Raw genomic sequence first — 12,867 nt, 5'->3', positions numbered from 1 at the left:
GTTGGAAGGTGCGCGCCAGAGAGGTCGCTCCGGCGAGGGCAGTTCCGGTTGACGCGCTGGGCAGGCAAGCCGGCAACGTCATGGTGTGCGGCTGCTGAGACGACCAGAACCCATGACGTTCCGGCCCGACGTCATGGGGGCCGGTCGCGGAGGTGACCACCGAGCACCGGCCACTACGACTTGACGACCTCGCGAAGAGTTTGGATGGCTCGCCCCACGACGTCGCGAGCGGCATCGATCGGCGCCGCGCCCGAGGGTGCTGCGTGCGCGCGCRCACGGTCGATCGCGAGCGCGGCCGCGAACAGGTCCTGGAGCACCTCGGAGTGGACCGCCTCGAGGATGCGCTCGCGTTCCTCGAGGCGGGCAAGGCGCTCGCTGCGCCGGATGTTGCAGACCTGGCCATGTGACCCGGGCTGGCTGTAGAGGTCGGTGACCGCCACCTCCACCCAGGACCAGGCGCCGTGGACGCGGACCCGGAGCTCACCGACCCGCTCCGCCAGGGACGGGTCGGCGGCCAGCAGCTTCTCGAAAGCACGGTGGTCCTCGGGGTGGATGCGGTCTGTGATGGGTGTGCCCACGACCTCGTCAACCGGCCAGCCGAAGAGGTTCGCGACCGCTGGGCTGGCGTAGCTGACGACATGGTGCTCGTCGACCAGGACTGCGGCGTCGCTGGAGCGTTCCATCAGGTGCCGGACGGCCTCGCCGAGGTTGAGGGAGGCACCGACGATGCCGATCAGCTCTCCGTCGCGGTACACGCCGCTGTCGGTGACCAGCGCGTGCAGCACCTCGCCGCCGCGGCGCCGAACCGGAAAGCCGCCCGACCATGGACGACCTTCCCGCAGAGCAGCCATGATCTCCGCCGCCGCCGCCTGGGAGACCTCCGGCACCGTCACGTCCGAGATGTCACGGCCCACGGCCTCCTCGGCGGGCCAGCCGTACAGCTGCTCGGCGGCACCGTTCCAGAACAGCACCGTGCCCTGCGTGTCCGTGGCGATCACGGCGTGCCCGAGGGCGTGCAGCAGCTCGTCGGCAGAGGGACGTGCAGGGAGTGCCTCGGTGCCCATGGATCCAGCCTGCGCCGCATGTCTCGCGTGGTCACGGGGCGAAAGACCCGGGACCGGACGTCCTGCCCTGCAGCCTCCGCTCCGGTGACGTCAGCACCAGACCCGACGCGCTCCTGGTCGGGCATCGGGTGCCCGGCGAGGTCGTGGACGACGGATCCGGACATGCCTGTGCCCCCGCTACCGGAGGGTGGCGGGGTGTGGGGCGAGGTCATCGTCGGCGTGGTCGCGGAATGCCGGGCGCATCGGGTGGCTGGGCTTGGTCGATCGCGGTGGTGCCGGTGCGGTCGCGGCGGTAGTGGTGGCCGTGCGGTGAGGTCCACTCGAACACCCCGGCCGCCGTCATCTGGTAGCGCCAGGCGGTGTGGGTCTTGAGGCGGTGGTGGAACCGGCACAGGGCCGCGAGGTTGGCGGTCTGCGTGGGACCGGGTTGTGGTCGGGCCTCCGCCTCGGCGTCCGGGTCATGAGGGACGACGTGGTCGATGTCGCAGCCGCGGGCCGGTCGGGTGCACCAGGGGAACACGCACGTCTTGTCGCGGAGGATCACCTGCTCCCGGATCCGGTCGGGCACCTCGTACGCGGGTGTCGACAACTGGGCGTTGAGGTCGATGACCGGCTTGACGGTGACCTTCGTGCGGGAGTCGGCGCACCAGTCCCTGACCTGGTCGAGGAGCACCAAACGCTGGCCCTCCTCCATCCGCCCGGTCGGACCGAACACCGTGGCCAGGTCGTCGAGGGTGGCGTCGAAGTGCGCGTGCAGGACGACCTCACGTGCTGCCGGCAGGCGCTGGCGTTCGGCTCCCGCTCCGGCGAGGTCGAGCGCCGTCTGAGTGCGGGCGAGGTCACCGAGGGCAGCGGAGCGGCGGGCGTCCAGCGAGGCATCAGAGCCGAGGGCCTTCAGCGACGCGGCGCCGTGGGCCAGGGCCCGATCGAGGTCGAGGGCGTCGGCGATGTCGAGCTCGGCCTCGAGCCGCATCGTGCCGGCGAAGTGCACGTCGTCGTCGTGGATCGTGACGTGGCGCGGGTCGACGTGGAGGTAGCCGTCCTCCGGATCCGCAGCCGGGTCGACCTCGGCGAGGTCGTAGCGCCTGATCGCCTCGGCGACGAGCCGGTCCAGCTGCGCCGCACCCAAACGACCAGCCACCGCAGCAACCTGGGCATCCACGAACGCCGCAGCCTCCCGGGTCAGCGAAGGAGCGGCGTGGATGGTGGTCTCCGCAACCGAACGCGCCCGCCATGCCGGGACCCGGCCGGTATGGACCTGCGCCCACAACCGCGGCAGCCGGTGGCGCAGCTCGAGCGCGTGACCGACGAGCTTCTTCGCCGCGGTCGTCGAGACACCGAGGACGGCGCCGAGCTCGGCGAGGCAGAACTCCGCCACCAGCGGCGCACCCTCACCGGCGATCGGCTCCTCGTGCTCGCAACCCGGGACGGTGAAGGGGACGGTGAAGGTCGCGGCCGAGTGGATCGACTCCGGCGGGTGCAGGTCGGCCCACCGAGCAGACACGACCAGAAGATCGGCTGCTGCGCGGTCCTCGGCTGCCTTCCGGTCCCGCGCGAGCGCGAGCAGGTCGCGGGCGGTGAGGTCCTCGACCTCACCTGCTCCGGACCCCGCCAGCATCTCGATCATGTGTTCGATTCTACCGGCGGCCACCGACAGTAGCCATAGCTGTGGACGATTGCTGGCCACCCTTTCCCGACCGGTTTCGCGACGGGACTTCGTCCCTCCTCAACCAGCGCGGGCGGCCCTCCTCGACCACCCGGGGCGAGGGTCTCACCCAGCGCAGAGTGCTACGTCCAGGCCTTCGCGAGCCGCTCGACGATCTCGACGAGCCGGTCGGGTGAGGTGGCGATGTTGAGCCGTACCTGGCCGGTGGTGCCGGGGGCGTAGGACTCCCCCGGGCTGACCTTGACGCGCCCGCGCTCGAGGGCGACGGCCGCGGCGTCGTCGTGGCCGTAGGCGGAGGCGTCGAGCCAGGCCAGGTAGGTCGCCTCGAGCGGGCGCATCCGCACCTCGGGGAGGTGGGCGGCGAGGAGCTCGCCGAGCAGCGCGCGCTGCTGGTCGAGCCGCTCGACGAGGGAGGCGAGCCACGGGTCGCCTTGGTCGTACGCCGCCCGCGCCGCGACGGCACCGACCGGCGAGTGCGAGTCGTTGCGCGACATCGGCTGGTCGGCGAGCAGCCGGCGGTCGGCTGCCGAGGGGACGACGACCTGCGCGCACCGCAGGCCCGCGGTGTTGAACGCCTTGGACGCGGCGACGACCGCGACCGCGTGGTCGTGGGTGCCGTCGATCGAGAGGTAGGAGACGTGCTCGGCGCCCGGCAGGACGAGCGGCGCGTGGATCTCGTCGCTCACGACGCGCGCGCCGTGGCGTACGACGACGTCGCGGATCCCCTCGAGCTCGGCGCGGGTGAACACGCGGCCCCACGGGTTGTGCGGCTGGGTGAGGATCAGCGTCTGCGCCCCGTCGGCGAAGAGGCGGTCGAGCCGGTCGAGGTCGACCTCGGCCCGGGCGGCGGAGGCTGTCACGTCGAGGCGCACCTCCTCGCGACCGGTGATCGTCGCGAGGCCGAACTGGGCGTTGTAGCCCGGGGTCGGGAAGACCACGCCCCCGGGACCGCTGAACACGTCGATCGCGAGCCGCACCCCGGCCGTCACGTCGACCACCGGGTGCACCGCCTCGGGGACCGGCGCCCAGCCGAAGTGCCGCGCCGACCAGGCGGCGTAGGACTGCGCCAGCTCCGGGTCCCAGCCGAAGAGCGGGTAGCCGGTGATCCCGTCGGCGAGCATCCGCTGGACCGCCTCGAGCACCACCGGGTCGACCGCGTAGTCCATCTCCGCGACCCAGGCCGGGATCACGTCGTCCGGGACGCCCCACTTCAGCGGCAGCTTGAGCCGCGCCTCCTCGTCGGTCAGGTCGACGACGGGTCGGCGGTCGGGATCGGTCACGACTTCTCCTCGCTGCGGTTCCACGTGGCGGCGAAGCGCAGGTCGAGGACGTCCCCCGCCCGATCCACGCGACGTCAGACCTGCTCGCGCGAGGCGACCGCGGCGGCCACCCGCTCGATCGCCTCGGCCAGCGGCACCCCGTTGTCCTGGCGACCGTCTCGGTAGCGGAACGACACGGCCCCCGCCTCCACGTCGGCATCGCCGGCGATCATCATGAAGGGCACCTTGGCGAGCTGCGCGTTGCGGATCTTCTTCTGCATCCGGTCGTCGGACTCGTCGACCTCGACCCGCAGCCCCTGCGCCTTCATCTGCTTCGCGATGTCGAAGAGGTAGTCGTTGTGGCGCTCGGCGATCGGGATGCCCTGGACCTGCACGGGGGCGAGCCAGGGCGGGAAGGCGCCGGCGTAGTGCTCCACGAGCACGCCGATGAACCGCTCGATCGAGCCGAACTTGGCGGAGTGGATCATCACGGGCTGCTGGCGGGTGCCGTCGGCTGCGACGTACTCCAGGTTGAAGCGGTCGACCGCCGGCTGGTTGAAGTCGTACTGGATGGTCGACATCTGCCAGGTGCGACCGATCGCGTCCTTGGCCTGCACCGAGATCTTCGGCCCGTAGAACGCCGCGCCGCCCGGGTCGGGCACGAGGTCGACGCCGAACTTGCGCGCCGCGGTCTCGAGCACCGAGGTCGCGGTCTCCCACTGGTCGTTGGACCCGATGAACTTGTCGGGCTTGGAGTCGTCACGGGTGGACAGCTCGAAGTAGTAGTCGTCGAGGCCGAAGTCGCGCAGCAGCCCGGTGACGAAGGTGAGCAGGTGCTCGACCTCGGCGGGGGCCTGCTCCGGGGTGACGTAGGAGTGCGAGTCGTCCTGGGTCATCGCGCGCACGCGGGTCAGGCCGTGCACGACGCCGGACTTCTCGTAGCGGTAGACCGACCCGAACTCGAAGAACCGCAGCGGGAGCTCGCGGTAGGAGCGCTGCCGCGAGCGGTAGATGAGGTTGTGCATCGGGCAGTTCATCGCCTTGAGGCGGTACTCGGCGTGCTCCATCTCCATCGGCGGGAACATGGTGTCCGCGTAGTAGGGCAGGTGCCCGGAGGTGTGGAACAGCCCGTCCTTGCTGATGTGGGGGGTGCCGACGTAGTCGAAGCCCTCCTCGAGGTGCCGACGGCGGACGTAGTCCTCCATCTCCCGCTTGATCACGCCGCCCTTGGGGTGGAAGACCGCCATGCCGGACCCGATCTCGTCGGGGAACGAGTAGAGGTCGAGCTCGCGACCGAGCTTGCGGTGGTCGCGCCGCTCGGCCTCCTCGATGCGGTGGAGGTGCTCCTCGAGCGCCTCCTTGGTCTCCCAGGCGGTGCCGTAGATGCGCTGGAGCTGCTTGTTCTTCTCGTCACCGCGCCAGTACGCCGCCGCGCTGCGCATCAGCTTGAAGGCGGGGATCCTTTTGGTGGTCGGCAGGTGCGGCCCGCGGCACAGGTCGGACCACTTCGCCTCGCCGTTGCGACCGATGTTGTCGTAGATCGTCAGCTCGCCGGCCCCGACCTCGACGGAGGCGCCCTCGGTGTCCGAGGCGCCGGCGCCGCCCTTGAGGCCGATCAGCTCGATCTTGTAGGGCTCGTCCTGGAGCTCCGTCAGCGCGTCGGCGTCGGTGGTGACCCGCCGCTCGAAGCGCTGGTTCTCCTTGATGATCTTGCGCATCGCTGACTCGATCTTGACCAGGTCCTCGGGCACGAACGGGGTCTCGACGTCGAAGTCGTAGTAGAAGCCGTTCTCCACCGGCGGCCCGATGCCGAGCCTCGCCTCCGGCCAGATCTGCTGCACCGCCTGAGCCATCACGTGCGCGGTGGAGTGGCGCAGGATGTCCCGGCCGTCGGGGCTGTCGATCGCCACGCCCTCGACCTCGTCGCCGTCGGCCAGCTCGTAGGCGAGGTCCTTGAGCTGACCCGCCACGCGAGCGGCGACGACGTCGGCGTCGTCACGGAACAGCTCCCAGGCCTTGGTGCCCGTCGTGACCGTGGTCTCCGCACGCTGATCGGCGTGGATGCGGACGACCTGGATGTCGGACACGAGTGCTCCTGATGACGTGGGTGGAGGTGGGACGGGATGTCGGTGCGAGCCTATCGGCCGGTCTGCGGCCGGCTCACCCCGGTTTCCCGTCCCACCCCTTGCCCGGCCAGGCCGGGCGGTCGGTCACATGCTGGTCGCGAAACGCTCCCACGACCGGTGCGCCGACAGCAGGGCCAGGAGGTCGTCACGGACCTCGGCCGGATCGTCGGCCGTGAGGACTCCGACCCCGGAGAGGCCGAGCTCGTCGACCACCGCGCGTCCGTCGCCGACGGCCACCACGGCCTTGCAGTGACGGAAGCACTCCTGCAGGAGCAGACCGACGCGCGGATCGGTCACGACCGTCGAGTCGTCACCGGCCTTGCTGTCTCGGGAGGAGAGCGCGTCGGGTGCGGGCGGTGCGGCGCCCGCCACGACGACGGCGTCGAACTCGATGGAGCGGACGGTCGCGAACGTGCGCTGGGCCATGAGGCCCTCCCCCAGCTCGCCGCCTCGCGGGGCGATGAGGAGCGGCAGGACACCGGCTCCCAGCAGCTCCTCGCGCAGCGCGGCGACCCCGGCCAGATCGGCATCCGGGTCCACGACGATCCCGACGAGGCGGCCGTCGGCCGGCCAGGTGTCACCGAGCTGGGACAGCACCGGGCTGGGCTCCGGCTCGTCGTACTGCACGGTGCGCTCCGGCGCGGGAAGGCCGAGGCCCTGCGCGACACGGGCACACAGCTCCGGGTCGATGTTGGCCAGGGCGATGAGCTGCCGCTCCTTGACGGCCTGCTCGTAGCACTTGCCCAGCTCGAACGAGTAGGCGTTGACGATGTGCTCCTGCTCGACCGGGCTCATGCTCCGCCAGAACAGGCGCGCCTGGCTGAAGTGGTCGTCGTACGACGCGGGGTTCTCCCGGACCTTGGTGGCCTCCGGCACCGTGACCGGGACGTCGACGAACGCCCCCTCGTCGGCACCCGCGAAGAACGGGCAGCCGGCGTCGAGCGAGTTCGGCTTGTAGGGCGCGACCCCGCCGTGCACCGCCTGCTGGTGGAAGCCGTCGCGGTGGTTGTCGTTCACCGGTGCGTGCGGGCGGTTGATCGGGATCTGGTTGAAGTTCGGCCCGGCCAGACGGGTGAGCTGGGTGTCGAGGTAGGAGAAGTTGCGGGCCATCAGCAGCGGGTCGTCGGTGCCGTCGATGCCCGGGACGAGGTGGCCGGTGTGGAAGGCGACCTGCTCGGTCTCGGCGAAGAAGTTCGTCGGGTTCCCGTCGAGCGTCAGCGTTCCGACGACCTGCACCGGCGCCAGCTCCTCCGGCACCAGCTTGGTCGAGTCGAGGAGGTCGATCCCCTCGAACATCTGGTCCGGGGTGTCCGGGAAGGTCTGGATGCCGAGGTCCCATGCGGGGAAGGCACCCGACTCGATGGCGTCGTAGAGGTCGCGGCGGTGGAAGTCCGGGTCGACCCCGCCGGCCAGCTGGGCCTCCTCCCACGTGAGGGAGTGCACGCCGAGCCGCGGCTTCCAGTGGAACTTGACGAGGGTCGTCCCACCGTCCGCGTCGACCAGCCGGAAGGTGTGGACGCCGAACCCCTCCATCATCCGATAGCTGCGCGGGATGCCGCGGTCCGACATGTTCCAGATGGCGTGGTGCTGCGCCTCGGTGTGCAGCGACACGAAGTCCCAGAAGGTGTCGTGGGCGCTCTGCGCCTGTGGGATCTCCCGGTCCGGGTGCGGCTTGCCGGCGTGGATGACGTCAGGGAACTTGATGCCGTCCTGGATGAAGAAGACCGGGATGTTGTTGCCGACGAGGTCCCAGTTGCCCTCGCTCGTGTAGAACTTCGTCGCAAAGCCGCGGGTGTCGCGCACCGTGTCGGCCGACCCGCGGGACCCGAGCACGGTCGAGAAGCGCACGAACGTGCGGGTCTCCTCACCCTTGCCGAAGACGGCTGCACGGCTGATCCCGGAGGCCGCGCCGTTCGAGACGAAGACGCCGTGGGCGCCGGCACCGCGTGCGTGGACGACTCGCTCCGGGATGCGCTCGTGGTCGAAGTGCATGATCTTCTCGCGGAGGTGGTGGTCCGAGAGGAGGGTCGGGCCACGCGGCCCCGCCTTGAGGGAGTGGTCGCTGTCGCCCATCCGCACGCCGGTCGCCGTGGTGAGGTACGCACCCTGCTGGGCGCTCGCGGTCGATGGATCCGCACTCGGGGCACCCGTCGGCGAGACGGGCGTGGGCTGCTGCTGGTCGGGCTTCGGCGGCGGGACGTCGCGCGGCTCGGTGGGCTCCTCGAGCGACGGCGGCTCGCTGCCCGGCGTGCCGGGTACGGGCTTGTCGGGCTTGCTGGGGGTCATGCGGTCTCCCTGGGAATTGATGGGCAGTTGTGTCCGGTCCCCCGTGGTGGCGTCGCCCATGCGCCCGGTGGGGCCCGATCGCGGTCAGCCGCCCTGCACCCGCCGGCGGGCGAGCTCGACGACGTTGGCACCGATGGCGAGCAGGGCGTTGCCGTGCCCACCCCGCAGGCCGTTGAGCTCGTCGCGTGACTCCAGCACGTTGCCCGGGCTGGGTCCGACCTCCACCGTCTGGTCCTGGGCGGCGACAGCGAAGAGCGGACCGACGAGGCGGTCGTAGGCCCACGGGAAGGCGGTGAAGCCGAACCGGATCACCTCGTTGGCGAGGCCGACCTGCCCGCCGCTGCGGCGCCCGTCGGCCACCGCGAGGGCGCGGTCGGCGATGCGCTCGGGGCTGGTGACCGGGAACGGTGGGCGCCCGGCCGCGTCGCCGTACGTCGCTGCCTGCCGGTAGATGGGCGTGTCGACGCCGCCGGGAGCGACGTACTCGATCCGGATGCCGGGGCGGTCGCGGTTGTCGACCTGCAGCTGCCGCACCAGGGCGCGGACGCCCCACTTGCTGATGACGTACGCCGCCATGTCGGGGACAGCGACGTGCCCGATCACCGAGCCGACGACCACGATGCTGCCGGACCCCTGCGTGCGCATGACGGGCACGACGTGGCGCGCGAGGTTGACCGACCCGAGCAGGTTGGTCGCGACGACCTGGTCGAACACCTCGGTGGGCACGTCCTCGACGCGGCCGTAGGCGACCACGCCGGCGCTGCCGACGACGGTGTCGATCCAGCCGTGCCGTGCCATGACGGTGGAGACGGCGGCCCCGACCTCGTCGTCGTTGCTGATGTCGGCTGCCACCACCGTGGTCGAGGCGGCACCCAGGCCGTCGCAGTCAGCGGCCACCCGCGCGAGGGCGTCGCGGCCGCGGGCGAGGAGGACGAGGTGGTCACCGCGTTGCGCGACGCGGTGGGCAGCGGCCTCGCCGATGCCGCTGGAGGCACCGGTGACGAGGACGACGCGGGGCAGTCGATCGTGGGTCGGCATGCCCGCCGGTACCCCGAGCGGCCGGCGTCAGACGTCCGCGGCCTCGATGACGCGCTCCATCTCGGCGATCGACGACGAGGTGTCGCGGTGGAGGACGGCGTGCCAGCCCAGGGCTCGCGCGGCGACGACGTTGGCCTCGACGTCGTCGAGGAAGAGGACCTCCCCGGCCTCGATGTCGAGCCGCCGCGTCACGATCTCGTACGCCGCCGGGTCGGGCTTGGCGAGCCCCACCTCGTGGCTGTAGACGATGTCGTCGGTGACGTCCTCGAAGCCGTGGAACCGCTCGCGCTCCCGCGCGCCGGGACCGGAGTTCGACAGGATCGCGGTGAGCCGCGCGGGACGCTGGCCGGCGAACCAGTCGAACAGCTCGCGGTCCAGCGTGCCGACGTACCAGCGCCAGAAGTCGTCCAGGAGCGCGTCGACCTGCCGGTCGTCCAGGGCGAGCGCGCGCTGCCACTCCGCACGGACCTGCTGCTCGGTCACCTCGCCGACCACTGCGTCGCCCGGCAGCCCGGCGAGACCGCCGGCGATCGAGCCCGGCGCGAGGCCGAGGCGGCGCTCGGCGGGTGCGGGGAAGGCGTCGTCGTCGACGACCTCCAGCACTCCCCCGATGTCGAGGACCACCGCGCGGATCGCCATGCGCCCACCCTAGGGACGCGTGAGACCCGGTCGCCTCACCCGGCGACCGGGTCCTGCTCCTGTGCCTGGCCGGTCTGGACCCTCCAGAGGGCGGCGTAGGACCCGCCCCGGTCGATCAGCTCGTCGTGCGTCCCGGACTCGACGACCCGGCCCGCGTCGAGGACCCAGATGCGGTGGGCGTGCCGCACGGTCGACAGGCGGTGGGCCACGACGATCGCCGTCCGCTGGGCGGTGGCCCGGCGCAGCGAGCGCTGGATCGCAGCCTCGGTCTCGTTGTCGACGGCGCTGGTCGCCTCGTCGAGGACCAGCACCGCAGGGTCGCGCAGGAGCGCGCGGGCCAGGGCCAGCCGCTGCCGCTGGCCACCGGACAGGGTCACGCCCCGCTCGCCCACCCAGGTGTCCAGGCCGTCGGGCATCGCCTCGATGAAGTCGAGCGCGGCGGCCGCCTCGGCGGCGTCCCGCACCTGCTCGCGGGTGGCGTCGGGGCGGCCGTAGGCGATGTTGTCGGCCACGGAGCCGGCGAACATGAAGACGTCCTGGGCGACGTAGCCGAGCGAGCCGCGCAGCGAGTCCCAGTCGAGGCCGCGCACGTCCTGCCCGTCGAAGAGGACCGATCCCTCGCGGGGGTCGTCGAAGCGCAGCACCAGCCGCAGCAGCGACGACTTCCCCGAGCCGGTGGAGCCCACGATCGCGTGGGTCTCGCCCGCGGGGACGAGCAGGTCGATGCCGTGCAGGACGTCGGGCCCGTCGGCGTACCCGGCACGTACGCCGCGCAGCTCGACGYGGCCGGCGACCGGGCGCTCGAGGGCCGTGGCGCCGGCCGGCACCGTGACCGGCACCTGGAGCAGGGCCAGGATGCGGGCGGCCGACGCGCGGCCGCGCTGATAGAGGTCGAGGACCTCGGCGACCTCGGTCAGCGGCCAGAGCAGGCGCTGCGTCATGAAGACCAGCACGGAGTAGAGGCCGACCTCGAGGTCGCCGCGCAGCGTCGCCCAGCCACCGAGCAGCAGCGTGCAGGTGAAGCCGGCCAGGATCGCCATCCGGACCAGCGGCACGAACGCGGCGGAGGACCGGATCGCGTCGGTGTTGGCCCGGCGGTAGGCCAGGGAGACGGCCGCCACGCGGTCGCGCTCGCGGTCCTCGGCGGTGAACGCCTTGATGGTCGCGATGCCCGAGATGTTGGAGGAGAGCGTGCTGGACAGGTCGGCGACGGCGGCGCGGACCCGGTCGTAGAGCGGCTCGAGGCGACGCTGGAAGACGAGCGACCCGATGACGATCAGCGGGATCGGCAGGAAGGCGAAGACCAGGAGCTGGCCCGACGCGGCCGCGAAGACGGCCCCCACGAGCAGCACGTTGAGCGCGGTCTGCAGGATCGCCGGCGCGCCGACGTCGAGGAAGCGCTCGAGCTGGTTGACGTCGTCGTTGAGGGTGGCGAGGGTCGAGCCGGCCGGGCGGCTCTCGTGCCACCCGAGGTCGAGGTGCTGGACGTGGTCGTACGCCTCCACGCGCAGGTCGTGCTCGACGCCCTGGGCGAGGCCGCGCCACAGGACGCTGGCGACGTACTCGCTCACCGACTCGACGAGCCACACCATGGCGTTGATCACGGCCAGCCAGCCGAGCTGGGCGAAGCGCGACTCGACGCCGAGCACCTCGCCGACGAAGGACGCGTCGCCGCGCACGACGACGTCGACGGCCGCACCGATGAGGAGCTCGGGGACGACGTCGGCCACCTTGTTGACCGTCGAGGCCGCGACGGCGCCGACGAACCTGGTGCGGTAGGCCCCGTATCGGCGCCAGAGGTCTCTCAGCGGCTGGACGGCATCGGGGCTGACGGGCTCGGGCACCCGCACAGGTTAGGTGAGCCTAACTACTGGCTGCTCAGCGGCCCGCGTCGATGTAGGCGACCATCCGGTCGAAGAGCAGCGTGGCGCGGTAGAGGTCCTCCGACGCACCCGGCGGGTCCGGCTGGGCAGGGAGGTCGGCGTCGCGCCAGCCCGGCCTCAGGTCGTCGGCCAGCGCACCGGTGATCCGGCTGGCGTCGCGGACGACCTGCGGGTCGACCGACCAGACGGCCTCGAAGGTGCGCTCGCGCGGCCCCTCGGCGCCCTGGCCGGGGAGCTCGACCGCCACCAGGCACGCCGGCAGGTCGGCTGCGTCGCACACGACCAGCCACTCGCGGTTGAGCGGCGACTCGGGCGGTACGGCGACCTCCACCGGCACCCCGCGCGTCGGAGGGGAGGCGTCCGCCCCATGGGGGAAGTCGGCGAGGACGACAGCGGACCGAGCCGTGCGGGCGAGCTCGCGCCACCGGTCGTACGACGCGCGCAGGAACCGCTCGCGCTGGAACCCCCCGAAGAGGACCGGGTCGGCGGCGCGCGCCGCGCACTCGTCCTCGATCGCGTGGCTCATCGACACCAGCGTGCGTCGCGACAGCACCTGCGGCCGGAGGAGCGGGTACTGGCGCCGCAGGTCGGCGAAGACGGACCCCGTCCGGACCTGCGGGACCTCCGCGCGGTGGACCGCGGCGGCCAGCGAGAGACCTCCGCGGCGGCGCGCCAGCACGTCCAGGACGGCCTCGACGTCGGCCTCGCCGTAGCGGCGGTGACCCCCCGGCTGACGGCTCGGCTCCGGAAACCCGTAGCGCCTCTCCCAGCTGCGGAGCGTCGAAATGGGTACCCCGGTCCTGTGGGCCAGATCGCCGATGGTGAGAGATGCGCGACCATGGTTGTCCAAACCTTGTCCACTCCTTCGCATCGTGCCTAGATTTAGTTGGAAGTGTTGCATAGGTT

General features: G+C 71.7%; 9 protein-coding genes. All 9 read right to left on the bottom strand.

Features of this window, described 5'->3' with window-relative positions:
- Positions 1-173 precede the first annotated feature (173 nt).
- A complete protein-coding gene (locus tag AC1DP1_RS16740; RefSeq protein ID WP_477507778.1) occupies positions 174-1,064 on the bottom strand; it encodes a PAS domain-containing protein in 891 nt (296 codons plus the stop codon).
- A gap of 208 nt (positions 1,065-1,272) precedes the next feature.
- Positions 1,273-2,691, bottom strand: coding sequence for an HNH endonuclease signature motif containing protein (locus AC1DP1_RS16735; RefSeq protein ID WP_477507777.1), 1,419 nt, complete (start codon positions 2,689-2,691; stop codon positions 1,273-1,275).
- Between the two features lie 161 nt (positions 2,692-2,852).
- Positions 2,853-4,010, bottom strand: a complete 1,158-nt coding sequence (locus tag AC1DP1_RS16730; protein WP_477507776.1) for a MalY/PatB family protein — start codon at positions 4,008-4,010, stop codon at positions 2,853-2,855.
- Between the two features lie 74 nt (positions 4,011-4,084).
- A complete protein-coding gene (gene thrS, locus AC1DP1_RS16725) occupies positions 4,085-6,076 on the bottom strand; it encodes a threonine--tRNA ligase (RefSeq protein ID WP_477507775.1) in 1,992 nt (663 codons plus the stop codon).
- A gap of 123 nt (positions 6,077-6,199) precedes the next feature.
- Positions 6,200-8,401, bottom strand: a complete 2,202-nt coding sequence (locus AC1DP1_RS16720; protein WP_477507774.1) for a catalase — start codon at positions 8,399-8,401, stop codon at positions 6,200-6,202.
- Positions 8,402-8,485: 84 nt separating this feature from the next.
- Complete coding sequence (locus AC1DP1_RS16715; RefSeq protein ID WP_477507773.1) at positions 8,486-9,439, bottom strand: SDR family NAD(P)-dependent oxidoreductase; 954 nt, start codon at positions 9,437-9,439, stop codon at positions 8,486-8,488.
- Positions 9,440-9,466: 27 nt separating this feature from the next.
- Positions 9,467-10,078, bottom strand: coding sequence for an HAD-IA family hydrolase (locus AC1DP1_RS16710; RefSeq protein ID WP_477507772.1), 612 nt, complete (start codon positions 10,076-10,078; stop codon positions 9,467-9,469).
- Positions 10,079-10,113: 35 nt separating this feature from the next.
- Positions 10,114-11,922, bottom strand: a complete 1,809-nt coding sequence (locus AC1DP1_RS16705) for an ABC transporter ATP-binding protein (RefSeq protein ID WP_477507771.1) — start codon at positions 11,920-11,922, stop codon at positions 10,114-10,116.
- A gap of 34 nt (positions 11,923-11,956) precedes the next feature.
- Positions 11,957-12,832 carry a DICT sensory domain-containing protein gene (locus tag AC1DP1_RS16700; protein WP_477507770.1) on the bottom strand — a complete coding sequence of 292 codons (876 nt, stop codon included), beginning with the start codon at positions 12,830-12,832 and terminating at the stop codon, positions 11,957-11,959.
- Between the last annotated feature and the right edge of the window lie 35 nt (positions 12,833-12,867).

It is taken from the genome of Nocardioides sp. P4_G10, assembly GCF_056401175.1.
This window is presented reverse-complemented; position numbering and strand designations above follow the sequence as displayed.